Annotated in this window: 19 protein-coding genes; 9 read left to right on the top strand and 10 right to left on the bottom strand. The window is 49.3% G+C overall.

Annotated features, from left to right (window positions below; genetic code table 11):
* Positions 1 to 57: 57 nt before the first annotated feature.
* Both CFF01_RS06400 and CFF01_RS06395 read right to left on the bottom strand, forming a co-directional pair.
* The gene (locus CFF01_RS06400) at positions 58 to 981 is read right to left on the bottom strand and encodes an electron transfer flavoprotein subunit alpha/FixB family protein (RefSeq protein WP_088904251.1); all 924 of its coding nucleotides are present in this window, start codon (positions 979 to 981) and stop codon (positions 58 to 60) included.
* Positions 982 to 1,731: an electron transfer flavoprotein subunit beta/FixA family protein gene (locus CFF01_RS06395; protein ID WP_088904250.1), complete on the bottom strand. Its 750-nt coding sequence runs from the start codon at positions 1,729 to 1,731 to the stop codon at positions 982 to 984.
* A gap of 316 nt (positions 1,732 to 2,047) precedes the next feature.
* On the opposite strand from CFF01_RS06395, the gene CFF01_RS06390 reads away from it, so the two are divergent.
* The 6 genes from CFF01_RS06390 (at position 2,048) to CFF01_RS06365 (ending at position 8,914) form a co-directional block, all read left to right on the top strand.
* Positions 2,048 to 2,440: an H-NS histone family protein gene (locus CFF01_RS06390; RefSeq protein WP_033537599.1), complete on the top strand. Its 393-nt coding sequence runs from the start codon at positions 2,048 to 2,050 to the stop codon at positions 2,438 to 2,440.
* Positions 2,441 to 2,659: 219 nt separating this feature from the next.
* Complete coding sequence (locus CFF01_RS06385) at positions 2,660 to 5,785, top strand: amidohydrolase family protein (RefSeq protein WP_088904249.1); 3,126 nt, start codon at positions 2,660 to 2,662, stop codon at positions 5,783 to 5,785.
* The gene (locus CFF01_RS06380) at positions 5,785 to 7,053 is read left to right on the top strand and encodes an amidohydrolase family protein (RefSeq protein WP_088904248.1); all 1,269 of its coding nucleotides are present in this window, start codon (positions 5,785 to 5,787) and stop codon (positions 7,051 to 7,053) included. The genes CFF01_RS06385 and CFF01_RS06380 overlap by 1 nt, the downstream gene beginning before the upstream one ends.
* A gap of 79 nt (positions 7,054 to 7,132) precedes the next feature.
* Positions 7,133 to 7,513 (top strand): Rcs stress response system protein RcsF, encoded by a 381-nt coding sequence (gene rcsF, locus CFF01_RS06375; protein WP_033537596.1) that lies wholly within the window; start codon positions 7,133 to 7,135, stop codon positions 7,511 to 7,513.
* Positions 7,514 to 7,556: 43 nt separating this feature from the next.
* Entirely contained in the window at positions 7,557 to 8,294 is a 738-nt protein-coding gene (tsaA, locus tag CFF01_RS06370) for a tRNA (N6-threonylcarbamoyladenosine(37)-N6)-methyltransferase TrmO (protein ID WP_088904247.1), read from the top strand.
* A gap of 2 nt (positions 8,295 to 8,296) precedes the next feature.
* Positions 8,297 to 8,914, top strand: a complete 618-nt coding sequence (locus CFF01_RS06365; protein WP_088904246.1) for an acyltransferase — start codon at positions 8,297 to 8,299, stop codon at positions 8,912 to 8,914.
* Between the two features lie 96 nt (positions 8,915 to 9,010).
* Here CFF01_RS06365 and CFF01_RS06360 read toward each other — a convergent pair whose 3' ends face one another.
* Positions 9,011 to 9,232, bottom strand: coding sequence for a hypothetical protein (locus tag CFF01_RS06360; RefSeq protein WP_088904245.1), 222 nt, complete (start codon positions 9,230 to 9,232; stop codon positions 9,011 to 9,013).
* Positions 9,233 to 9,534: 302 nt separating this feature from the next.
* Between CFF01_RS06360 and CFF01_RS06355 the strand changes: the two genes are divergently transcribed.
* Together CFF01_RS06355 and CFF01_RS06350 are read left to right on the top strand one after the other, a co-directional pair.
* Positions 9,535 to 11,088, top strand: a complete 1,554-nt coding sequence (locus CFF01_RS06355) for a M28 family metallopeptidase (protein WP_232479549.1) — start codon at positions 9,535 to 9,537, stop codon at positions 11,086 to 11,088.
* A gap of 228 nt (positions 11,089 to 11,316) precedes the next feature.
* The gene (locus CFF01_RS06350; RefSeq protein ID WP_088904243.1) at positions 11,317 to 13,041 is read left to right on the top strand and encodes an AMP-binding protein; all 1,725 of its coding nucleotides are present in this window, start codon (positions 11,317 to 11,319) and stop codon (positions 13,039 to 13,041) included.
* Positions 13,042 to 13,138: 97 nt separating this feature from the next.
* Here the strand turns inward: CFF01_RS06350 and CFF01_RS06345 are convergent, their stop codons facing one another.
* Together CFF01_RS06345 and CFF01_RS06340 are read right to left on the bottom strand one after the other, a co-directional pair.
* Positions 13,139 to 13,411 carry a hypothetical protein gene (locus CFF01_RS06345; protein ID WP_088904242.1) on the bottom strand — a complete coding sequence of 91 codons (273 nt, stop codon included), beginning with the start codon at positions 13,409 to 13,411 and terminating at the stop codon, positions 13,139 to 13,141.
* A 140-nt stretch (positions 13,412 to 13,551) separates the two neighbouring features.
* Positions 13,552 to 13,857 carry a hypothetical protein gene (locus CFF01_RS06340; protein WP_033537589.1) on the bottom strand — a complete coding sequence of 102 codons (306 nt, stop codon included), beginning with the start codon at positions 13,855 to 13,857 and terminating at the stop codon, positions 13,552 to 13,554.
* A 506-nt stretch (positions 13,858 to 14,363) separates the two neighbouring features.
* Between CFF01_RS06340 and CFF01_RS06335 the strand changes: the two genes are divergently transcribed.
* Entirely contained in the window at positions 14,364 to 16,073 is a 1,710-nt protein-coding gene (locus CFF01_RS06335) for a proline--tRNA ligase (RefSeq protein WP_088904241.1), read from the top strand.
* Positions 16,074 to 16,176: 103 nt separating this feature from the next.
* Here the strand turns inward: CFF01_RS06335 and CFF01_RS06330 are convergent, their stop codons facing one another.
* The 5 genes from CFF01_RS06330 to CFF01_RS06310 all read right to left on the bottom strand — a co-directional run bounded on the left by CFF01_RS06330 (position 16,177) and on the right by CFF01_RS06310 (position 24,739).
* Positions 16,177 to 17,196, bottom strand: coding sequence for a hypothetical protein (locus CFF01_RS06330; protein WP_157704955.1), 1,020 nt, complete (start codon positions 17,194 to 17,196; stop codon positions 16,177 to 16,179).
* Positions 17,197 to 17,294: 98 nt separating this feature from the next.
* On the bottom strand, positions 17,295 to 18,278 hold the full coding sequence (locus CFF01_RS06325; protein ID WP_088904239.1) for a hypothetical protein: 984 nt from the start codon (positions 18,276 to 18,278) through the stop codon (positions 17,295 to 17,297).
* A gap of 252 nt (positions 18,279 to 18,530) precedes the next feature.
* Positions 18,531 to 20,297, bottom strand: a complete 1,767-nt coding sequence (locus CFF01_RS06320) for a hypothetical protein (RefSeq protein WP_232479515.1) — start codon at positions 20,295 to 20,297, stop codon at positions 18,531 to 18,533.
* Between the two features lie 2,228 nt (positions 20,298 to 22,525).
* Entirely contained in the window at positions 22,526 to 23,863 is a 1,338-nt protein-coding gene (locus CFF01_RS06315; RefSeq protein WP_088904237.1) for a metal-dependent hydrolase family protein, read from the bottom strand.
* A 558-nt stretch (positions 23,864 to 24,421) separates the two neighbouring features.
* Entirely contained in the window at positions 24,422 to 24,739 is a 318-nt protein-coding gene (locus CFF01_RS06310) for a hypothetical protein (protein ID WP_157704953.1), read from the bottom strand.
* Between the last annotated feature and the right edge of the window lie 27 nt (positions 24,740 to 24,766).

Genomic DNA, 24,766 nt, shown 5'->3' with positions numbered 1-24,766 from the left:
TATATCACATTAAACTTTAGATGAACACCAAGGTATTCACCATGCATTTACATTTTATTAAATAAGTTCGAGTAGCTTAGGCACTGCCTCGAACAGATCCGCTTCCAGACCATAGTCGGCTATCTGGAAGATAGGCGCTTCAGGATCTTTGTTAATCGCCACGATCACCTTAGAGTCTTTCATCCCCGCCAGGTGCTGGATGGCACCAGAAATACCTACGGCGATATAGAGATCTGGCGCGACAATCTTGCCTGTCTGTCCCACCTGCAGATCGTTTGGCACATAACCGGCGTCCACTGCCGCGCGAGACGCGCCCAGTGCACCACCAAGCTTATCAGCCAACTGTTCCAAAATGGCAAAGTTCTCAGCACTGCCCATGGCACGACCGCCAGAGACCACGACTGAAGCCGCGCCCAGATCGGGACGCTCAGACTCAGACAGAGTTTGCGATACAAACTCCACATCGCCACTGTATTCATGTTCCAGCGTCTGTACCGAGGCACTTCCCTCTTGAGCGACTGCATCGAAGGCACTGGCACGAACCGTCATCACCTTGATGGCATCTAGGCTCTGTACCGTTGCCATGGCACTACCGGCATAGATAGGACGCACGAAGGTATCTTCGCTCACCACCTCGACCACTTCTGAGAGCTGGGCAACATCTAAGAGTGCGGCCACACGGGGCAACACATCTTTACCAATACTCGATGCCGCAGCCAGAATATGTTGATACTCGCTGGCCACAGAGACAATCAGCTGAGACAAGTTTTCGGCGATGGCATTGGCATAAACGGCACCATCGGCCACCAAGACCTGACGCACACCGGTAAGCTGCTTGGCGCTCTCGACAGCGGCGCCGCAGTTGTGACCCGCTACCATCACATCGACTTCACTACCGATAGCCTGGGCACAGGCCACGACTTTAGCCGTGTCGAGTTTTAGAGTCGCATTATCATGTTCTGCTATTACTAGAATCGCCATTTAGATCACCTTCGCTTCATTCTTTAGCTTGTCCACTAGCTCCTCGACAGAAGCCACCATAATACCGGCTTGACGCTCAGCAGGCGGTGTTACCTTGAGCACCTTCTGATGCTGCTTGAGGGTCACACCCAGGCTTTCAACCGTCACGGTATCGAGCGGCTTACGTTTCGCCTTCATGATGTTAGGTAATTTGGCATAGCGAGGTTCGTTCAGACGCAGGTCAGTAGTAACTACCGCCGGCAGTGGCATCTTGAGCGTCTGCAGACCCCCATCAATTTCACGAGTCACGACTAACTGTTCGCCCTCGACTTTCACCTCAGAGGCGAATGTAGCCTGTGGCAGACCTGCCAGTGCAGCCAGCATCTGACCCGTCTGGTTGTTGTCGCCATCGATTGATTGTTTGCCCAGCATGATCAGCTGAGCCTGCTCCTTGGCTTGAATTGCATTAAGTAATTTTGCAATAGACAGTGGCGCAAGCTCTTCGTCGGTTTCCACATGGATACCGCGGTCAGCCCCTAGTGCCATTGCCGTACGGAGTTGTTCCTGCGACGCCTTAGGCCCTATGGTTGCTACCACAATCTCGGTCGCAATACCTGCTTCTTTCAAACGTACCGCTTCTTCTACAGCAATCTCACAAAATGGGTTAATGGCCATCTTCAGATTTGCGGTATCGACATTTGTATTGTCAGCATTGACCCTGACCTTCACATTAGCATCGACGACGCGTTTAACTGGCACCAATACTTTCATAAGGCTTCCTTCTTACGTCTTTATTCTGGATAACAACAAATAGTGCATAGCAAAACTATCACAAACTGATGCCACTTTACGTGCTGTTGACGTTAACGTCAACAGGAAGTCGTCGGCATCTTTGTCCTACATCAATAACCCCTTATCTTTACCTGAGTCGCTGCACCAAAATGGCTAATAAAGAGATATCTCGAAATGAAATTTACAATAAAGACTAAATATTCATTTAATTCGTTTGATAAAATCTTTTTTAGTTCCTATTATTAGCCCTGTAATCCTATTTACTATTTTATTTTTTAAGCAGGACATAATTAATATGAGCGAATTTCTAGATATATTGACGCACGGTCGTCGCTTTAAGGCTGCTGTTAAAGAATTGTCGGTAGAAGATTTAAAAGATGTAGCGACTAAGCTTGAAAAAATCATCACCGAGAAAGAGAAGCAAGCTGAAGAAGAAAGCGCGATGATGGCCGAGCGCAATGCAAAGATAGAAGAGATTCGCCAACAAATGGAAGCTGTTGGTTTATCAATTGACGATTTAGGTGCCGTAGCTGCTAAGCCTGCCCCTAAAAAACGTGCACCACGCCCACCTAAATATAAAATTGAAGTGGATGGCGAAACGATCACTTGGACGGGTCAAGGTCGCACACCAACCGTATTTAAAAATGAATTAGATAAAGGCCGTTCTTTGGAAGAGTTTCTTATCTAATGCATAATATCCCAGTCCATTTGGGAGACAGGTTTGAAAGCCAACCAGTAGGTTGGCTTTTTTATTAGCCATCATTTTTACTCATTTTACCTCTTCAGCTCCCCCAGAATCTCCGCCCCGAGATTGACATAAACCGATACAGTTACGCCCTTGGAAATTGTTCATAAAATAGGATAATCTTGAGCCACTTTTTGATCCCAGCCAACAATAATAAATCCTATGCAAATCTATTCTCTCTCTGTCAGTGCGAGCCTAGTCACCTGCTTGTTGGTGAGTCAGTCCGCAATAGCGAACGCTCAATTAACTGATAACACGCCAAAATTAACGGCGCTGTCCCATGCAACTTTAATGATAGCGCCGGGTGAAACCAAGCAAGATGCCACCTTGTTAATAGAAGATAATAAAATTAAAGCCATTATCGCCAATGACAAGATCCCGCCAGATGCCTTTGTCATCGATATGAGTGGCAAAATAATTTATCCCGGATTTATCGATCCCTATACCAATTACGGTATCGACTTTAAATATGAGCAGCAGAAGGTCGCTAGTCCGGTTTACGAAATTAAACGCATAGGTGGCAATGCCGAAAATGGTGCTGTTCACGCAGAAAAAGAATGGTTTAACTATATATACCCCGACCAAGAGACAGCCAAACAATGGATAAACAATGGTTTTACCAGCGTACAAACGGGCATGTTAGATGGGATATTCAGGGGCCGTTCGGCAACGGTTTCTTTAGCGCCGCTAAAAGCTAATGACATTATTTACCGAGCGAAATCCAGTCATCTGCTCGCCTTCGATAAAGGCAGTTCGATTCAAGATTATCCCAACTCATTAATGGGTAGCATCGCACTTATTCGACAAACCCTTGCCGATGCCAACTGGTATCGGGCCAATATCAACAAAGCTGACTCTGCCACACAAGAGAAGAATATAGAGTTTAATATTGCGCTAGAACACTTGGCTGATATAGACAAGAGCCTGACGATATTCGAAACCAAGAACTTAAATAATCAGCTTAGGGCGGCACACTTATTAAACGAATTTGAACTGTCGGCAAGCTTAGTCGGCAATGGCCGCGAATATGCGCGTATCGATGAGGTCAAGGCCACTGGCTATAGCATTATTGCACCGCTCAATTTTCCCGCCGCTCCCGATATTAAAGATGGCGATAAAGAAAGAGAGATAAGCCTGGCTCAGCTGCGTCACTGGGAGCGGGCGCCAAGCAATCCTCATGCGCTGGAAAGTGCCGGCATTCCCTTTGCCTTTACCCAGCATGGCATTAAAGCCGATGCCTTCTGGCCAAGGCTAAGACAGGCCGTGAAACAAGGACTAAGCCATGACGCGGCACTGGCGGCGTTGACCACTGAGGCTGCCGAAATTGCAGGTATTTCGGCCTTTAGCGGCAAGCTAAAGCCCGGTTATATGGCCGATCTGGTGGTGACCGATGGCGATATATTTACCCAGGGCAAGATAGTCAGCGTCTGGCTGCAAGGTAGCGAGACACAACAGATCCCCAGAGACAGACAGTGGCTGGCGAAAGAATACCAGCTGACCTTAGGTGAACTCACTCTGGATTTGAGCCTAGAGGACGACGACAAGCTGAGCGGCATTCTGGCCAGTGGTGAGCAGGAGATCCCCCTGAGCGCACTCGACTATGCTAAAGCGCGGCTTACCTTTCACGCCGATCTCAGTGAGGCGGGTTATCCGGGCATCAGCCGCTTCACCCTGTGGTTCGACTCAGAGGGCATCCACGGCAGAATGATCGATAGCAGCAATCGTCAGCACCCTATAGCAGGTGTAGAGATTGCCGCCGAGCGGAGTTCATCCTCAGACAAGGCAGCAACCTCAGATGAGAGTCCAGCCCAGCCTTTGGTTTCCAAGCTCACTAAGCCCAATGTCGCCTTTGGCATTAGCACACAGCCGACACTTGAACGACTGCATATCAAAAACGCAACCCTGTGGACCTCAACAGAACGCGGACAACTGATAGGCTATGATCTGCTGATCCGCGATGGTCGCATCGAAAAGATAGGTCAATCCCTCAGTACCCCTTCGGGTTACCAAACCTTGGACGCGACAGGTAAACACCTGACCGCCGGGATCATTGACGAACACTCTCACATCGCCCTCAACGGCGGCACCAATGAGGATACCGACGCGGTCACCGCCGAGGTGCGTATCGGCGATGTGGTCAACCCAGAGGATATCGCCATTTACCGCGCCCTGGCTGGCGGAGTGACCACGGCGCAACTCCTTCACGGCAGCGCCAACCCCATAGGTGGCCAGGCTCAGGTGATCCAGATGCGTTGGGGCGAAAGCGCCGAGGCGATGAAGCTTAAAGAGGCGCCTGCCAGCATCAAGTTTGCCTTAGGGGAAAACGTCAAACAGGCCAACTGGGGAGACAAGTTCAACCGTCGCTTCCCTCAAAGCCGAATGGGCGTCAAGTCGCTGTTCGAGGAGGCCTTTAACGAAGCCTTAGCCTATGAGAAGGCCAAGGCTGATTACCAGCGCCTGCGCAGTAGCCAGCAACGTAAACAGATAGCCCCTAAGCCTAACTATCGCCTCGCGGCGGTGGCCGAGGTGCTACGCGGTGAGCGTCAGGTGCATATTCATTCCTACGTACAATCTGAGATCTTAATGTTCCTGCGCCTTGCTGAAGCCTATAACTTTAAGGTCGGCACCTTTACCCACATACTCGAAGGCTACAAGGTTGCCGATGAGATGGCTAAACATGGCGCCTACGCCTCCACCTTCTCTGATTGGTGGGCCTATAAGTTCGAGGTCTATGATGCCATTCCGCAAAACACCTGTCTGATGCACAACAAAGGGGTACTCACCAGCATCAACTCCGACGACTATGAGATGCAGAGACGTCTCAACCAGGAAGCGGCCAAATCTATGATGTACTGCGACATGTCACCGCTTGACGCCTGGAACATGGTCACCATCAACCCGGCTAAACAGCTAGGTATTGATCAGTTAACCGGCTCGCTCGAAGAGGGCAAACAGGCAGACCTAGTACTGTGGGATACCTCGCCGCTCTCCGTCTACGCCAAAGTGCAGAGCACCTGGGTGGCGGGGCGCCGTTATTTCGATCGCAAACTCGACAAACAGCTGCAACATGAGGTTGAACAGGAACGCGCCGCACTGATCCAGGCGGTACTTAACAGTGATAAGCCAGAAGTGCCGGGCGAAGCCCCTACAGATAACACTGAGCCTCAATGGCACTGTGACACCCATTACAAAGCTTGGGGGCAAGCAGCCTTCAGCCAAGCAGCCCTGGGCCAACAGGGTGCTCAGTACTCAAGCGCCCACAGCAAGTTACACAAGGAGGCCATCTAATGAAGCCAACACTCTTCGCCCTTAGCCTGGGCCTCTTTTCTTCCACGCTGATGGCTCACGATATGGTCCCCGCGAGCGCCCAAAGCCAGCCAATCCTGATCCATAACGCCAGAGTACACACTGCTATCGACGGTGTTCTGGATGGCACAGATGTGCTGTTTGACCAAGGCAAGATAGTCGCCATCGGCCAGCAACTGCCTCAAGAAGGGGCCAAGGTGATCGATGCCACAGGGCAAGAACTCTACCCAGGCCTTATCGCGCTCGACAGCAGCATAGGCCTGGTCGAAGTGGAGATGATGCGCGCCAGTAACGACAGCTTCGAGGTGGGCGATAGCAATCCGCAGCTGCTGGCCGTCAGTGCTTTTAATCCTGACTCAGAGCTCATTCCTACCATCAGAGTTAACGGTATTACCCACGCCCAGGTCGTCCCCCAAGGGAAGGCGCTGGCGGGGCAATCCTCACTGGTCTCCCTAGATAGCTGGACCATAGAAGATGCTCTGGTGGCCTCCGCGCCACAATTTCATCTCTACTGGCCTACCATTGGTCATCTCTCCAAAGATGAAGAAGTCGCCGCTAAACAGCTTAAAGAAAGGGATGCACAAATCACTGAGCTGAGTCAGCAACTCGAAGCGGGTTATCGCTATTTCCTGGCGGAAAAAGCCGGCACTGTCGCGAAGATAGATAACCGCTGGCAGGCGGCGCTCCCCCTATATCAGGGCAAAGCCAGTCTGTTTATTCACGCCAATCGCAGCCAGGAGATAGAGCGCGCCATCGCCATGACGCGTCCTTACGGCTTTAAGTTAGTCTTTGTCGGCGGTTATGATGCCTGGCGCCTGGCGGACCAACTCAACGAAATTGGCGCCTCGGTGATCTACAACCGCACCCTCAGCCTGCCACTGCGCAAGGATGAGCCGGTGGAGATGAGTTTTAAGATCCCTGCACTGCTGGATCAGGCTGGCATTCCCTTTGCGCTTGGCTTTAGCGGCGACTGGAACACTCGTAACCTGCCCTTTGCGGCGGGTCAGGCGGCAGCCTATGGGCTGAGTAAAAAGGAGGCGCTCAAGAGCATCACCCTCAATGCGGCCAAGATCTTAGGCATCGACGACATGGGTGCCATCGCCGAGGGTTACCGCGCTAACCTGGTGCTGTCGAAGGGGGATATTCTCGACCCCGCCAGCAGTAAAATCCAAGCTGTGTTTATCGACGGTCGCCAAATAGATCTCAATAATCGCCAACAACAACTTTATCAAAAGTACCTAAAGCGTTAGACTTTTGCTTCTAAGCGACTCAAATCTGGCTGGTTATTTCGGCCAGATTTGAGCTCACCTCATAACACAGGCCAATACCATGACAAAGACCGCCCTGATCCTATCTGCCCTGCTACTGAGTGGCTGTGCGGGCGAATACACCTTCAACAGCAATTTAGATGGCAAGGCCATCAATGACTACTTTAAGGTTGGCGAGGTCAAGTTGTATCAAGAGACGCTACCTAAGGGCTCATACGAACTCAAAGGCATGGTCGAAGGCGAGTCATGTCAGGTGCGTACTCAAGATGTGCCAGCCTCTATCAGTGACGCGCGAACTCAAGCACGCCGCGCCGCCGCAGATAAAGGGGCTAACGGGCTTATCATCAAGGGCTGCACCTTAGTCGAACAGCCGGGCAATACCTGTGTCACCCAGGCGCTGTGTGTCGGTCAGGCCATCTTGCTGCCCACCACAGAGAAGTAGTTTTTTATCGCCCTGCGCATTAGCGTAAACAGAAGTCTTTACCATGACACTCAAACGTGAAGTTGAGGCGGTGGCCATCTGCCGCACCCCTTACAAACAGAAATTTGGCATTCCCAGACAGCCAGGACTGGTTACTGCCGCCCGCGGCTTCGTTGAACTGCAGCCACCATATAACCACATAGATACGGTGCGCGGCCTGTCGCAGTACTCTCACATCTGGCTGCTGTTTACCTTTCATGAAAACCTCAGCCAAGGCTGGAAAACCACAGTTAGGCCACCACGCTTAGGCGGCAACGAGAAGCTAGGGGTGTTTGCCACCCGCTCCACCTTCCGCCCCAACGGTATCGGCCAGTCTGTGGTCAAACTGCACGCTATCCATCAGCGCAAAGGCAAGGTGGAACTTGAGATCTCCGCCATGGATCTACTGGACGGCACACCGATTCTGGATATCAAACCCTATATCCCCTTCTCAGACGCCATCGAAGGCGCCATAGGTGGTATCGCCCATGAGGCGCCCGTGCTGATCCATGTGCGCTTTACTGAGGCCGTGCAACACCAGCTGGACAAGTTACCCAAAGATAAGTATCCCAACCTCAAGGCCATCATCGAAGGCGTGCTGGCACAGGATCCCCGCCCAGCCTATAAGAAGGCCAAGGAAGACCCAAAAGATTACCAGATAGCCCTCTATGATCTGGATATCCTCTGGCATGTGGATGAGACAGGCATTCTGGTCGATGCCATTCGCCCGGTAAAACCTGAGGCATTGGAGCAGGCAGATTAATCATGGAAACGCCCATCGATTACCGCGAGCAACATAAACAGCGCCTGGCCTACATGCCTTGGCTCTACTTCTCCTTAAAGCCTAAACACCTCTCCTGGGCCAAGCCCTGGCAAGAGGAGATACAAACCCAATTGATGGCCGTTGAGACGGTGAGCATAGGAGCGGAGTGCTTTATTGCTCCCCAGGCCAAACTGTTTGCCGAACCGGGCCGGGATATTCAGATAGGTAATCGCTGCATGATCGCCGCCGACAGCTTTCTGCACGGGCCTATCGTTATGGGTAATGAGGTGGCCATCAATCATGGCTGCTCCTTAGATGGCGGTCGCGGCAAGATAGTAATTGGCGATCAGACCCGCATCGCCAACAATGTCACCATCTACGCCTTTAACCATGGCATGCGCCCCGACACGCCGATATATCAACAAAACAGTCAATCTAAGGGAATCGTCATAGGCAAAGATGTATGGATTGGCGCCCAGGCGGGCATAATCGATGGCGTGACCATAGGCGACGGCGCCGTGATCGGCATGGGGAGTATCGTCACCAAAGATGTTCCCGACTTCGCTATTGTCGCCGGTAATCCCGCTCGTATCATAGGTGATAGGCGCGATAAGAAATAAACGCCTGGCGAGTTAGCTAATGAGTAAACCAAGATAGCCAAGTTAATTAGCTAAACCCAAAGCGCCAAGCTAATTACCTAAACCGAGAGTGCCAAGCTAATTACCATGGATCAGCTTACCGGCACCATGGAAAATCACATTGACAACCCCACCAGCTAAATCCTTCTCTTCGACCTGATTATCTGGGTTATTGGGCCGAGATTCGGCGCGCTTTTTGACCCCATCGTAAAAGGCCTGATCGAGGGATTTATTGCTGGCGCAACCGCTCATCAGCCCTAAGCTGAGACTGGCGATCAGCAAGGTCATAGTAACTTTCATGTTCTTTTCCTTAACCCGAGAGGCTTTCATCGTCATTCCCTTTATATCCACTAAACATGACTCGCCCAAAGATGGCAAATCGACACTAGCCATTAGGTAGAAGGTAAGGCAGATTTTTTGAACAAGCAAACAAACTTAACAGATCTTTGCCCCGCCATCGCCGCCGCCCTTGCATCTACCTTTCTGATACACATATGATGATCAATCGATTGCCCTAACCAGGCAACGACTACAACATAAAAAGCAATCATCACAAAAGGAAGTCGTCTGTGAATACCCCACGCCTCTTGGGCTTACTCGGCCTGTTGCTGCTACCGGCCGCCAGTGCCGCGCCCTTCATCTTCGACCAGCAAAGCTATCGTCAAGATGTCAAAACACTCGCCAGCGATCAATTTGAAGGCCGCGGCCCACTCTCCAAGGGCGAAACCCTCACGGTGGAATACCTAGAGAATGCCTTTAAACAGATGGGCTTAGCGCCAGGATTTGGCGATAGCTACCGTCAGAGTGTCCCGATGGCCAAGATCACTGCCGACCAGAATATGCAACTCAAAGTGGGCGATCTGCGCTTTACCAATGGCAGCGACTTTACCGCCCGCACCGAGCAGATCCAGCCAAGCCTCAGCCTGGATAACAGCGAGGTAGTCTTCGTTGGCTACGGTATCAAGGCACCCGAATATGGCTGGAACGACTACCAGGGCATAGATGTCAAAGGCAAAACCGTGATCCTCATGGTCAATGACCCCGGCTTTGCTACGCAGGACCCAGAGGTCTTCAAGGGCAACGCCATGACCTACTATGGCCGCTGGACCTACAAATATGAAGAGGCGGCCAGACAAGGCGCCAAGGCAGTATTTATCGTCCATGAAACCGCCCCTGCCGCCTACGGCTGGAATGTAGTGCAAAACAGCAACACCAACACCAAGTACACCTTGGTGGACAAGGAGAAGAATCGCTCTCACATAGGGGTGATGGGTTGGATCCAACATGAAGTTGCGCAGAAGATCTTCACCGCCGCGGGCTTAGATTACGACAAGCTTAAGCTCACCGCCGCCAAACCAGGCTTCAAACCGCGATCGCTCAAGCTTAAGGCTGACCTTACTCTGAAAAATGAGATTGAGCTGGCTACTTCCTACAATGTGGCCGGTCTGCTGCCGGGCAAAACCCGTCCTGACGAGTGGCTGGTGATGCACGCCCACTGGGATCACTTAGGCAAGACGATGCATGAAGATCAGACCCGTATCTACAATGGCGCGGTGGACAACGCCTCAGGCGTAGCGGGCGTATTGCAACTGGCACGTCACTTCAAGTCTCTAAGTGCGACACAGCCGCCTGCGCGCTCCATGTTGTTTAGCGCCTTTACCGCCGAGGAAACCGGCCTCATCGGCGCCCAGTATTTTGCCGAAAACGCACCTGTGGCCACCAAGCAGCTGGTTGCCTTCCTCAACATAGACGGTATGAATGTCGGCAACAAAGTCGATTATATCTTGCGCTATGGCGAAGGCGTTTCTGAGCTGGAAAACTATCTAGATGCCGCTGCCAAGGCCCAAGGCCGTTGGGTTAAGGCCGATCCACGGCCGCAAAACGGTTTGATGTTCCGCTCGGATCATTTCGCCCTGGCCAAACAAGGTGTCCCCGGCCTGATGTTTATGAGCCTGGGGGATACAGATCCAGACTATATCGCCCACAAGTACCACCAGGGCGCCGACGATTATGATCCCAGTTGGACCCTAGGTGGCGTCGAGCAAGATCTAGCGCTGATCAGCGATATTCTAGAGAAGCTCGCCAACAATGATGACTGGCCAAAATGGCTCGAAGCGTCGGACTTTAAGACCCGCCGCGCCCAAGATGGTCGCTAAATTGGCAGCTGTCCCCTCATTAAGATGACACGGTGAAACAGGAGGCTCAGGCCTCCTGTTTTGATCTTGTTTTTATTGATAAAAAAGGCCAATTTACAGGGCCTTTAGCGGACTTATCCGACCTTAGTTCTTTAGTCTATATCGGTCAATCTTCACTTGTGAGTCCCCCGAGGCTTTGGGTAGTGTGTGATCAAACCACAATCGACACCCCCTAAGCACGGAGGCTCTATGTCTGCTGTAACGACATCTGCAATTGAAAACCAACTTCCCTTACAACTGAGCCAATTTAACGGCGACACCAGCACGCCGCTAATCGAACAAACCATAGGTCATTACCTGGATGAGATGGCAGCAAAGCACCCCGACCAACTCGCCATCGTCATGCATCATCAAGGGATCCGCTGGAGTTACCAGGAATACCAGTCTCATATCGACGAACTGGCCGCGGGTCTGCTGGCCATCGGCATAAAACCAGGGGATCGCGTCGGCATCTGGTCACCCAACAATATCGAGTGGTGTCTGACCCAATTTGCTACCGCCAAGATAGGCGCCATCATGGTATGTATTAACCCGGCTTATCGCCCAGAGGAGCTGCAATACGCCCTCAACAATGTGGGTTGCCGCGCCATCATCTGCGCCGAAAAGTTTAAGTCCAGCCACTATCTCTCCATGCTCTACGAGCTAGCCCCTGAACTGAATATCTGCTTACCGGGTCAACTGGAATCGGCCAACCTGCCGAGCCTGGAGTTTGTGATCCGTATGGGTGATGAGGCGTCTCCCGGCATGCTCAATTTTAGCCATCTCAAGCGCCCGCTGACCGAGAGCGACCGCAAGGCGCTCAAAGATACCGCCGCCCAGCTATCTCCTTTCGATGCCATCAATATTCAGTTCACCTCAGGGACTACGGGCAGCCCAAAGGGCGCTACTTTGAGCCATCACAATATCTTGAATAACGGGCTCTTGGTCGCCAAGGCGATGCGCTTAGGCCTCGAAGATAAGCTCTGTATCCCTGTGCCCCTGTACCACTGTTTCGGCATGGTGTTGGGTAACCTTTCTTGCATCTCTGTTGGCGCCTCGGCTATCTATCCGAGCGACTCCTTCGATCCCCTAACGACCCTTGAAGTGGTTGAAGCCGAGGGCTGCACTGCGCTGCATGGTGTACCGACCATGTTTATCGCCCAGCTTGAGCATCCAGAATTTAAACGCTTCGATCTCAGCACGCTACGCACAGGTGTTATGGCGGGCGCCACCTGCCCAGAGGAGGTGATGCGCAGGGTGCAAGATCTCATGTATATGAAAGAGGTGTTGATCGGTTATGGTCAGACAGAGTGCAGCCCTATCAACAATATGACAGAGATTGGCTCGTCACTGGAAAAACGCGTCACTACGGTTGGCCGCGCCCTGGCCCACACCCAGGTGAAGATAGTCGATGAGTTTGGCGAAGTGCTACCCGTTGGTCAGCCTGGTGAGGTCTGCAGCCGTGGCTACTGCGTGATGCAATACTACTGGAACGACGCCGAGAAAACAGCGGCTACCATTGACACCGAAGGCTGGCTCCACTCGGGCGACTTAGGAGAGATGGACAGCGAAGGCTATGTCAAAATTGTCGGTCGCATCAAGGATATGATCATCCGCGGCGGTGAGAACATCTACCCAAGGGAGATCGAAGAGAAGCTCTACACCCATCCGCAAGTGCAAGATGCGGCCATCTTCGGCGTCAAGAGTGAGAAATATGGTGAAGAGGTATGTGCCTGGCTCAAGGTGCAACCGGGGGCCAGCGTCACCGAAGAGGAAATACGTCACTTCCTCACCGAAAAATTTGCCTACTTCAAGGTGCCGAGATACATCAAGTTCGTCGAACAGTATCCCATGACGGTGACCGGTAAAATACAGAAATTCAAGATGCGCGAGATGATGTATCAGGAACTGTATGAGGCGATCAACTGCAACTAGCGATCCCAGCTAGCCTTTTGCCAGCCTATTCCCTAGAATAGGCTGGCATTTTTTTGTCTGGCGTCTGGTACTTAGGGGCAATTTGAAAAGGCCAATATTAAAAACTCAGCAGCTGGGCGCCGACCTTCTCAACCCGTTTCTCGTTACGACTGATCACATATCCCTGCTCAACATAATCATCAATACATTGCTGATAGTCGCTATCTGATTGCGTGTCACCAAAACCAAGGCCGGTCCAGTTGACCTCGCACTCCACCGTCTCGCCCTTATCATTGCTCAGAGTCACCTTCTGATAGGTGGTCTCGAGTCTGGGCACTAGCACTAAGACCCCTAAGATCAATGCGATGACGATAAAATATTTTGCTTTCATGGCTATCCTTAAATATCTGTCCTTAAAAACAATTGCCTTTAAAATAACTGCCTTAAAATAACGGCCTAAATAACTGTCCTAAATGGCAGGTGAATACAGCCAGCTCTTTCCGGCGTCCATTGGCCGGAAACTTGGCATAATCACTCAGCCTGTATCCTGACATCACGGGCGCCGGCGCTCAGGCCAAGCTCCATCAGGCAGCGCTCCTCGACCTCAGACAGCCCGCCCTCACACATGGCCATCGGCTGGATGACAAGTTTTGGCCGCTTAAACAGCCCAAGGCAACCCAGCTCAGTCAGCCCTTGTTTGAGACACTGCTCGGCTGGGGCAAAATTGCCCACCAGCAAACGCCTCGTCGTAAATGGCGCACTCGGCGACAGGGCCGTTTGCTGCGAGCCTTTACTTAGCACGATACGATCGGGATAGATTTGCGCGATCACTTCCATTTTTTGTCTACCTTTTACAGGCCATTTTACAGGCCACTTTACTGGCCAGAGACAGTTTGCGAAAAGCCCAGTACTTTACGCCATTTATCCGCGTTGATCACTAGGAGCTGTTAATGTTTCAGGTTAAATTCTGTTTAATCTAAGCGGGTTTTGCTTGCCAGGTGACCTGTGAAGTGAGCACTGAGGTAGGCAATAGCGCACGGTGATTGCTCTAGATTACGCGCATTCGGGACAATAATAACCGAGCGCGTTTCTACGCCCCCTTGGGGCGGCTCTTAAAGGCCATCTCTGCCGGCTTATCACACCTTTATATCGACTCATCACACCTCACTAAACTCGGCCTTGTATAAATCACCTCCAGCTTGCGGCATAAACAGACAACATGGGGCTGCCATCCTGACAGGCCGACACAAATCTCCCGCGGCGTCGAGCCAACAAACTAGGTGACATCAAACGTCAGGGTGCTAAAATGTCGGCCTATTTCATAACACAAGTGGATATTGGGAATGCGAGTTAGCAAGTACCTGCTTTCAACACAAAAAGAGACCCCGGCAAACGCTGAGGTGATCAGTCATCAATTAATGCTACGCGCCGGTATGATACGTCGTAACGCTTCTGGCCTATACAGCTGGTTGCCGACAGGCTTACGTGTGCTGCGCAAAGTCGAAGCGATCGTTCGCGAAGAGATGAATAATGCAGGTGCTGTTGAGATCTTAATGCCCATGGTGCAACCGGCAGATCTTTGGGTTGAAACTGGCCGTTGGGAAAAATTTGGCCCTGAGCTGCTACGTTTCCAAGACAGACATAACCGCGACTTCGTACTGGGCCCGACTCACGAAGAGGTGATCACAGATATCATTCGTAAAGAGGTTAACTCATACAAGCAGTTGCCGCTGAACCTATATCAGATCCAGACCAAATTCCGCGACGAAGTCCGTCCCCGTTTTGGTGTGATGCGCTCACGCGAATTCCTGATGAAAGATGCCTACTCTTTCCATCTGGATCAGGAAACCATGGATGATACCTATCAGGCCATGTACACCGCCTACAGCAACATCTTAGGCCGCATGGGTCTGGCTTTCCGTCCGGTACTGGCCGACACTGGCTCTATCGGTGGCAGCATGTCACATGAATTCCACGTGCTGGCGAACAGTGGTGAAGACCTGATCGCCTACTCAACCGAGAGCGATTACGCCGCCAATATCGAAAAGGCGGAGGCACCAATACCGACCGAGCCACGCGGCGCCGCCACCATGGAAATGAGCGTCATTGATACGCCAAACGCCAAGACCATCGAAGAGTTGGTTGAGCAGCACGGTATCGCCATCGAGAAGACGGTGAAAACCATTATCGTTAAAGGTGCCAGCGAAGACACACCACTGGTTGCAGTGATCGTTCGCGGTGACCATGAACTGAACGAAGTCAAAGTTGAAAAACTCGATGCGGTACTTTCACCGTTCGAGATGGCCGACGAAGCTGAGATCCGCGCCGCCTTAGGTGCAGGCCCTGGCTCACTTGGCCCAGTAGGCATGACCATCCCTGTGTATGTGGATCACAGCGTCAACGTGATGAGCGACTTTGCAGCCGGTGCTAACCAAGACGGTAAGCACTATGTGGGCATCAACTGGGAACGTGACCTGCCACAAGCAGAGGTTGCCGATCTGCGTAACGTTATCGAAGGTGAGCCTAGCCCATGTGGTCAAGGTACTATCGGCTTGCTACGCGGTATCGAAGTGGGTCACATCTTCCAACTGGGCACTAACTACTCACAAGCCATGGGCGCCAGCGTACTGGATGAAAACGGTAAGGCACAAACTCTGCTGATGGGTTGTTACGGTGTCGGCGTGAGCCGTATCGTGGCCGCAGCCATTGAGCAGAACCACGACGATCGTGGCATCATCTGGCCAGACGCCATCGCACCTTTCAAGGTGGGTATCTTGCCGATGAACATGCACAAGTCACATCGTGTTAAAGATATGGCCGAGAAGCTCTATAGCGATCTTCACGATGCCGGTATCGAAGTCCTGTTCGACGACCGTAAAGAGCGTCCAGGCGTGATGTTTGCCGACATGGAGCTTATTGGTCTGCCGCACGTCATCGTAATTGGCGATCGCAACATAGACAACGGCGTATTCGAATACAAGAATCGTCGCACCGGCGAGAAGCAGGAGATCCCATTCGAGGAGATCGTCGACTTCATCAAGTCTGCTAACTAAGACCCGCAAGTTCGCTCAAACAAGAGTTCGCTTACACAAACGCCCGGCAAATGCCGGGCGTTTTTATTTAGTTTGTAATGCTTTCCTTAATCCTATGAGCCATTTATTGATGCTCTTTCCGGGCTAAAAACGCCGCTCTCGCCTTTAGATACTGTTCACTAGGTTTAGCCCATTGGTGCTCAGGTAATGGCTTACACCACTGCTGCACGGCTTGCGGCCAGGGCCTGAACACCGCAAGTCGCAAATACCAAGCAGAGATCAGATAGGGCACCTGCCACCAAAAAATCATATGAATCAAATAGTAGCAGCCCATGACTAACCAGGACTCACTGTAACCCCGCAGATTGATATGCAACCAACGCTTGTTAGGATTAGCCACAAAGCGCTGCCATAAGCCACGGCGCCGATTGAGGAAGCTTTGCCTATCGGGTAAGGGCTTCACGCTTAGCCAGCACTCTTTGGGCTCATCCATAAATCGCCGAATGGCCTCCCAATTTTCCAAGGCAAAGTTAACGATTATGTTGCCCTCCCCCTTATAGAAACAGTGCAGCGATCTATCCTGCTCTCTATATTCTGCCAAACGCAGACTGTGGGCATCCATCTTTATGGGTTTACCTATGGCCGTCGCCCCCAGCGCCTCACCAGCATAGACATAAGCCACGAGGGATTCCCAGGGCACGAAGCGCGGCGTGCCACAACCAGGCTTCCAATAACAAAGCTCACGCCGCTGCCGATTAAAGCGGATCATAGGGCGTTGCCGACGACGCATCACCTGCCAGCTAAACAGCAACCCAGACACCAATAAACCGATTGAAAGAGCAATTAGGATAAGAATAGTTTCCAGTCGCTCGAGCTCACCGTCTTGCAGACCCGCCGCGATAAAAATCGCGCTAAACAGGTAGAGAAAACCGATGACGCATCGCACCTGAAAGGCAATATCCCTGTCGGCCTTTCCCTGACCTATATCCAGAGTCACCTCGTCATGGCGCAGAATCAACTCGGGGGGAAGCAAGGGAGCACCAGGAGATGACATCACGGGCAGTGGCGCGAGGAAATAGGCAGGAAAACCCTGCAGCATCACTGTGTCACCCGAACACGGCGCAGATTTTAGAAAAATACTCATATATAGATTAATACTGCTACTTATTATTGATTGGAAAGATGACCCGTCTTTAGCAAACAAGCTCTCCACTCATGGATTAAAAGTGTTGAATACTTTGGTTATTCAGGCTGCATGGCTAAGATAAACCCCTCAGGGTCATCCACGCCGAGATACACCCTTTCTACTTGTTTCATGGGCCTGATTAAACTGATTTCAACATTGGGAGTACCAGCATAGTTATAGCGTTTAATCTGCTTTGATCGCCTAACAAAGGCTTGGTTGGGCGCGACGTGCAATATATTACTAAGGGGGATCACCATGGGCGAAGAGAGGCCGCAGCGAATAATGAGTTCATTGCGACAACGAGAAATGGGCCGTCTGGACAGGGCACGATATTCTGCAATAAAAAACACTAAGCTCAGCAGTGTTAGTAAACTGATAATGTTGGCAGCCAAGGGCGACCAGAGGTAGTGCAGCAACAGGTGCATCAGCAGTGCCTCAAAGGCGATCACTAAGATAAAACCAAGTAGATTACTCTGCGCCCCCTCTTTTTGATGGTAGGTAAAATGCTGCGTGCCGCTAAAATGATGCCTATCGATACGAGAGGCAAATAGAGCGTAGGTCCACATACGAGTCTCAAAACGTAACAGATTGGCTATTGCACCTGTACCAAGGACTCGAGTTATAGGCTCGTCAATCGCCAGGTCAGGATCTCTGCCCTGACCAAGAGCCGAACTTATGGCCAAGATAACACTCGTTATCGCCACTAGCTCGAAAAGCACTATGACGGCAACGACCAAATAACGTCCCTGCTCCAGATGATGCCAGATAAACTTGTTTTGCTCCGGCACAATATAGCTACCAAGCAATACCCCAAGACAAAGCAACGCTAGCGCCTTAATGAGCGCATCCTTCTTGTTTCTAATACAGAAGAAACATAATAGCGGCGCGACGATTAGGGCATCGAGCAGATAGAGCCATTCAAAGTTAGCCTCGCCATAATCATTTAAAGGGCCATCACTCTGATAGTAAAACGCCCACCAGACGGACACACTGACAAGAAATAGCAGAGGTATTTTGGGTTTAATTGAAGCGCCTAGCATGATTGCCTCCGTGCAATATTTATCCGATCTCTAGCTTAGCCATCCATTATAAAGCAATAACATATTCAAATCGCAGCATAAATGCAGATGGCGTGGCGACAATCTTTAAGCTGGCGCAAACCACAGCCCTGCATGGCTATCTACCCAGCATATCTATTAAGGCTAGGCTAAATACTCACAATATCTTCAGCAGAAAAAAGGCTGACACAGTGCCAGCCTTTTACTCATTACTCTCTATTGAACGACCTTAATTTAATTACACTGATGCGGATAAGCAATGTTATCGACATATTCAATGGAACAAGAGGAGTCGCATGGATCACATAGGTTACGCTCGACACGTTCTATATCGTGACAGAAGTTACAACCTATGCCAGTGGTGCCCTTATTAATATGATTGTGCATGCGATCCCAAGTACGAGGTAAGTTTTTACTACCGTCGTGGCACTGGGCACATACCTGCTCTTTCGGCCCCTTGAGGCGATAACCCAAGGCATCTAGCTTAGAGTCTGTCGTTAAATCCAGCGTCTCCTCGTGACACTGGCTACAAGCCGCAACATCACTGGCTGGGTTAACACCATGGTTAATCACCTGATAGGTATCAGTTTCTATCCACTTGTAGGGTTCATTAACAGGGTAGCCCATGTTGACCAAACCAGATTCGATTGCAGTAACCGCATCACCCGAGCCTTTGATGTACTCGAAAGTATCCAAGGCAATCATACGCTCATCGGCAACCGTCATAGGCTGAGTCGCGGTCTTGTACTTAAATGGCGTTAACTTACCATCGTTCACATCCCCCATAGGGCGAGAGGTTGGGTATCGGCCGGTAGCAGGATCGATAACCCCTAAGTCATGCAGTAAGTAGTTATCACTCTTACGATTCCAGAACTTAAATTCTGGGGTCTGGTTTGCCAGCTTATCGACATGGGGGTGACCTGAGCCTGACACACCATCCGCTGGTGTACCGTCATGATGGAAACGCCAGTCTCTGTGCATCTCTGTTGGCACGTGTGAAGGATCACCTAAATCTTTGGCATAGGTTGGAATATGGCAAGACTGACAAGCCACTCTGGCCACGTGACGATCGGGCTCACCACGACGACCTGAGCTCGCATGTCCTGAACCTGAATCCATACCTTGGTGACAAGTACCGCTGCTACAGGTCACTTCAGAACCGCGAACAACATCATCGGTCGGACGTAGATCAGAGCCTTTACCTATCACTCTGTGGCTTTCAAACTTATGACAGTCCTGACACTCCAAATTTGCCCCAGCGACATTCATATGAACATCAAAGTGCATATCTGAGTTGCCAACCAATGCAGAGGAGATATCTCCACGCTTCACCCCATCACCACCACCGGCATAGGCGTGGCACTTCAAACAGTTACTTCTACTCGGTGCGGCAATATTTTGCACATAAGTATCAAGCGTGGCCTGCGCTGTACCATCCGATGGCCCCATACTGCCGTCTGGCTTTCTGACGCGGTTTAGCGCGTAATCCTTGTTATGGCACATCAAACAGTCGACATTGGCTTTGGTATCGCCTTCGCCAGGCTTGACCCCTCGGCCAGCATGACATGAACCACAAACAGGCCAATCTCCCTCGATATTGATGCAATAGCTGTTAACCGCATTGGTCAACTTACCTTGCAGTGTGCCGCCCTGATTAACCATATCCGGTGTATCGCCCGTCCATTGGTAATGGGTAGAGCCAAACATCTCCTCATACTGTGAACCCGCTACCCCACCATCGTGGCAGTCTATACAAGCGGTCGGGTAGTCGGTCCAACTCAAATCCGAGTGCGGGTTGGAAGCATTACAGCCATTTAAGGGCTCAACTTCGCAGACGCCACAAGAATTGACCTCCCAGACGAGTGAGTTGTTGTCGTTACAATCTAAATTGGCGTTGTAGCCATCTCCATCATTGTCTATCGGTTTTCCGGCGCTTGCCGGAAGCGTTAGGATTAAGGCCAGCAAGCCTATGCATCCTGATACTTTGGTGTTACTCATCATCTTTCTCCATTTTATTTTTATTAACCTTTAATTATGGATTTAACTCATTCGCTAAATTACAGGCTTAAGTCTTTATTACCTCAGCATCAGTTACACTCAATAAAGTGGCTGCTAAAAAAACACTGCCTACAACAGTCACTCACAGCGTCACTTTTATTTAGGGTGCACTTATCTGAAAGACTCAATTCAACGATTGTCTTTTCCAAAATTAAAACCGCAGTTAACGGCTATGATTGTCGGCATTTACTTTATATATCGAGTCGTAAGCCGACCTATTACGCTCGACGTCATATATATTTCAGCCTGCTTATTTAACGCCCGTTAAAACAAAACAATCCAAGTAGACATAATTCATGAGACCTTTAAATAATGGCTAACAACTTTGTTACTTATTCGGGTTGAACTTACACTAATGGCATTGGTCATTTTATGAGCTGGATCTTGTTTTTATAAAAATCCATAAGATTTTTTTACTACATCAAAACCTTAATTAATTAACGCTGATTTACTGATAAATCCATTGGCGTTTTGACAAACCAACTCCCCTAACAGCTTGCATAGATAAATAGTGTTGTATGGGTCATGAATTTCCTAAACGACTATATTCAAAGTGCGCCATAACACATCAAGCGGTTGTTTTAAAACACTAAAAAGATTAACCCACATGAAGATGGAGTAAGGGAGAATTAAACAGTGAGATAGAGGTCATGCCTGAACTTAGAGCAAGCGGGTATGAATTTATATAGAAACTGGAACAAAAAGGAATAGCCACATTTAAGATGATTTAGTGATAACTAAATCTGGTTGAGCAAGAAGATTTTAAAATGCAAAAGGAATACCACCTAAGATGGCACAAACTTAATTACCACCTTAATAAGCATCAGCTATTTTAACCAAGAAAATACATTAACACCCCACCGACACAGCATTAACGCTATAGATTATTCCATTCTCAAAAGGATTGAATGAAATCAATGTCAATGTGAATACCCCCTCTTAAATGAAGGCATAAAAAATCAACACTGGATTTATCGCGAAAACAGCCCCTATAAAACCTCAACCTTTAATTTAAGTAAAAATTCACGCCAAACCAATATTGCAACCACACCTTTAATGGGCACCTGATTATTTAAAGATACTTCATAAAAATTTGTAAATTACATCATCATCTGATAGGGAAAAGAATACAACGACAGATTTCTACACATGAGTCATCAAAAAGTTCTTTAAAACTAAATTCTTTATACATAAACTCTCGAAAATAGTTATTCTAAATACAAGGTCTCTAAGCACAGGTTCTAAAAACAGACTCTAAAAACAGAGACTCTAAAAACAGAGGCGCTACAAATACCGATTAAACCAGCCGATAATCTCCTGGTTGGCCTCTGCCTTACTATGGGTTAGAAAGTGATTGTCACCAGGGTATAAACCAACTTATCGGGGATACGTTGACGACAACGCCGATATCGCTCGAAACCTCTTCCCATCGTCACCGAAATCAAGGCGATTTAGTCACATTGGAGTTAAGAGAGTAGAAGCGTAGAGAGATAATACGCTCTAGCATCTAGCCGCATTACGGATTGGCAAGATAGCCGTAACCATGGCTTCGCTGTGTATCAATTGCCTGCCACAGATGCAGTGGATGGATTCACCAATGTCGTGAGTACAGGGTCGGTGATGCTCCCTAGATCACGCCGACATTTCCCATATCCCTAAAGATCATATATGAAAGGGTCAGATATGAAAGGGCCAGATGTGAAAGAGTCAGTGTGAAGAAATGACCTCACGTACAGATACGCTTATGAGAGGGTAAACTTAGCTTAATGCTAACAAACGAGAGGAATGGCTGCAGCACAGGCAGTTAGACAAGGATCTTGTTTGAGTACATCCTGCAGGCTCTGGCAAAAGATCTGATGTACATGGACTCATAAACGCCGTGTTGACATAAATGTCAAAGAGTGGCGTTGTTTCACAGGCTCACCAGTGTATCTACATCTGGTTATCAGTCTCTTCGATTTAGCGACTTCAGTATCCGCAACAATCAAAAACCAAATCATATTTAGGCAACAAGTTGCCAGCGATATTTTCTAGACTATCGAGATATGAACAACTACAAGTATGGCAAAATCACTTAACTCAGAATTCTGTCTATTGCGGAAATAGAGTGGTACCTGCCGTAACTCCACCTATGACTAGCAGTTTTACGACAGGACCAGGGTTAAGACCAATTAGTTGAGTGTATTTTTGTAGATTTTCCCGTCTTTCATGATGACGACAAAGTTCTTCTCAGGATCGGCAATCAGCTTGATGTCCTTTAGCGGGTTACCATCGACCAAAAGGATATCAGCCAAAGCGCCTTTCTTGATCACACCATTTTCACCAGGGTATGGATCTCTAGGGCCTGACATTTTGAACAACTTATAATTGGTACTGGTTGCCATTTTCAACACTTCCCATGGTTCATACCATCTTGTTAGCTTAGTCAGTGCTTTACCCTGTTTAGCGGCAATCTCAGGGCCGTTTTGCAAATCTGTACCAAAGGCAACTTTAAGATCATACTTTTTGGCCAAATCGTAAGCCTTCTCTGTTCCAGAGGTCATAGCTAACATTTTTTGTTGTTCGAAAGAGCCCTCTGGGAAGACAATTCTATCTTCATCATTGAGTAGAGGCTGCAAACTCAGCCAGGCATCTTTTTTCTTAATCAGTTTTGCCGTGGCTTCGGTCATCATCTGTCCGTGATCGATACATTGAACCCCAGCTTCCAAGGCACCTCGAACCGCATTATCGGAATAAGCATGCACGGTGACATAAGTATTCCAAGTTGCTGCTGTATCCACAGCGGCCTTCATTTCTTCATAGGTATATTGCATTACATCCAGTGGGTCACTAAACGAAGCGACGCCACCACCCGCCATAACCTTAATCTGAGTCGCGCCTCTCATTAGGTTCTCACGTACCCGTCTTTGCACCTGAGGGACTCCGTCAGCGATACTGGTCCACGCCATAATTTCTGCATCAAGAAGCTCTCTGCCCTCTTTTCTTGGTATCGACGTAGGAAAACGCATATCGCCATGGCCGGAAGTTTGAGATATATAAGCGCCAGAAGCGTATATTCTAGGCCCTATATATCTGCCCTCATCAATCATTTTCTTGATGCCAAAAACCGGGCCACCAAGATCGCGAACCGTTGTGAAGCCCCTCATTAGCGTTGCTTCAGCGGCTTCTGCCCCCGCCAGTGTCAGATAACCTAGGTCATTGACAAGAATTTGCCTACTCGCAATATGGGCATGCATGATGTGAAAGTGAGCATCGGTAAGCCCAGGCATCAGGGTGCGACCACCACCATCAATAACTTTGCCGCCAGCGACGGCGAGAGGCTCTGTAGATATCTCGGTGATTCGGTTGCCTGTGACGACAACATTGGCGTTCTGAATAAGATTTTCATGAATGCCATCGAATACATTGACGTTAGTAAATAGGGTCACCTCGCTTTCATTCTGCGCAAAGAGGGCAGAGCTACTTAACAACAGCGTCAGTGAAGCTATGTTGACCAAAAATCGTTTCATACTAGATGTCTCCTTTTAACCTTCCTGGGTTTGAACTACCGGTACCATGCATCGCGGAGAACAAGAGAGCTATCGACGGTGTCATTTAGTACCAATAAACGCTTAATAGTCTTTGACTAAGATACTCCGAAAATCAGATACAACAAGATAATTGACGTAACGTTAAATGACCCCGTTACCTTTCCCTAGCCTGATATAACCACCAATAAATTATATTCAATTATTCAACAACACACACAGTTGCATCGAAAATCATGGCAGCCCAAAAAGAACAAAATGACGAATACGGCACAAAAACAATAAAATCACTAAATATCAGCCACATAAACACAAATTCAGAGATTTACTCCATTAACAAGTTTGCTAGACAAATTCAGTTTAAAATTGATTAGAGCAAGGTAAGTCAAAGTCTATCCCCAAAAATATTTAGATGTTCAACTTCAATACCGAAGGGCAGAAATGATTCAGCCAGACTAACCCGTATCTGGACAGAAATGCGCTAACGCAAACACTCTAAAGGTAGACTGAAGGATTAGGAAAAGTATTGGTAACGCCAAGCTAAGCAGCGGGCATTAGCCCGTCCTTGCTTGAGCGCCTTGTTAAATGGCTTAGAGCTACAGCAAAACCATAATGAATAACTAGCCACAAAGCGGCCACCAAACACCAACCTAAAACAGTGATTGGTGCCATAAACATATCTTCACCAGCCTGACCATAAACAGGCAAACCTAAAATTTTGAATATTTCTAACGGCGTAAATACAGAATGATATGGGATAAATACCGTCCATTTGTTCTCTACAATAAAACTAGGGATAACCGCTAATGCCGAATGAGAAACTAACAATAGTGCCCACAGTTTTAGATTCGCCTTCATTCTACTTTTTCCATTTAACGCCGCATT

The organism is Shewanella marisflavi (assembly GCF_002215585.1).
In the GTDB taxonomy this organism is placed as follows: domain Bacteria; phylum Pseudomonadota; class Gammaproteobacteria; order Enterobacterales; family Shewanellaceae; genus Shewanella; species Shewanella marisflavi.
Note: the sequence above shows the minus strand (reverse complement) of the source record. Positions and strands in the feature narration are given on the sequence as shown.

Excerpts from the sequence above, each read along its gene's own strand:
- CFF01_RS06340 (WP_033537589.1), bottom strand. The coding sequence starts at position 13,857 with ATGGAAGTGATCGCGCAAATCTATCCCGATCGTATCGTGCTAAGTAAA.
- CFF01_RS06400 (WP_088904251.1), bottom strand. The coding sequence starts at position 981 with ATGGCGATTCTAGTAATAGCAGAACATGATAATGCGACTCTAAAACTC.
- CFF01_RS06345 (WP_088904242.1), bottom strand. The coding sequence starts at position 13,411 with ATGAAAGCAAAATATTTTATCGTCATCGCATTGATCTTAGGGGTCTTA.
- CFF01_RS06365 (WP_088904246.1), top strand. The coding sequence starts at position 8,297 with ATGGAAACGCCCATCGATTACCGCGAGCAACATAAACAGCGCCTGGCC.
- CFF01_RS06390 (WP_033537599.1), top strand. The coding sequence starts at position 2,048 with ATGAGCGAATTTCTAGATATATTGACGCACGGTCGTCGCTTTAAGGCT.
- CFF01_RS06335 (WP_088904241.1), top strand. The coding sequence starts at position 14,364 with ATGCGAGTTAGCAAGTACCTGCTTTCAACACAAAAAGAGACCCCGGCA.
- CFF01_RS06330 (WP_157704955.1), bottom strand. The coding sequence starts at position 17,196 with ATGAGTATTTTTCTAAAATCTGCGCCGTGTTCGGGTGACACAGTGATG.
- CFF01_RS06325 (WP_088904239.1), bottom strand. The coding sequence starts at position 18,278 with ATGCTAGGCGCTTCAATTAAACCCAAAATACCTCTGCTATTTCTTGTC.
- CFF01_RS06320 (WP_232479515.1), bottom strand. The coding sequence starts at position 20,297 with ATGATGAGTAACACCAAAGTATCAGGATGCATAGGCTTGCTGGCCTTA.
- CFF01_RS06315 (WP_088904237.1), bottom strand. The coding sequence starts at position 23,863 with ATGAAACGATTTTTGGTCAACATAGCTTCACTGACGCTGTTGTTAAGT.
- CFF01_RS06395 (WP_088904250.1), bottom strand. The coding sequence starts at position 1,731 with ATGAAAGTATTGGTGCCAGTTAAACGCGTCGTCGATGCTAATGTGAAG.
- CFF01_RS06380 (WP_088904248.1), top strand. The coding sequence starts at position 5,785 with ATGAAGCCAACACTCTTCGCCCTTAGCCTGGGCCTCTTTTCTTCCACG.
- CFF01_RS06350 (WP_088904243.1), top strand. The coding sequence starts at position 11,317 with ATGTCTGCTGTAACGACATCTGCAATTGAAAACCAACTTCCCTTACAA.
- CFF01_RS06310 (WP_157704953.1), bottom strand. The coding sequence starts at position 24,739 with ATGAAGGCGAATCTAAAACTGTGGGCACTATTGTTAGTTTCTCATTCG.
- rcsF (WP_033537596.1), top strand. The coding sequence starts at position 7,133 with ATGACAAAGACCGCCCTGATCCTATCTGCCCTGCTACTGAGTGGCTGT.
- CFF01_RS06360 (WP_088904245.1), bottom strand. The coding sequence starts at position 9,232 with ATGAAAGTTACTATGACCTTGCTGATCGCCAGTCTCAGCTTAGGGCTG.
- CFF01_RS06385 (WP_088904249.1), top strand. The coding sequence starts at position 2,660 with ATGCAAATCTATTCTCTCTCTGTCAGTGCGAGCCTAGTCACCTGCTTG.
- tsaA (WP_088904247.1), top strand. The coding sequence starts at position 7,557 with ATGACACTCAAACGTGAAGTTGAGGCGGTGGCCATCTGCCGCACCCCT.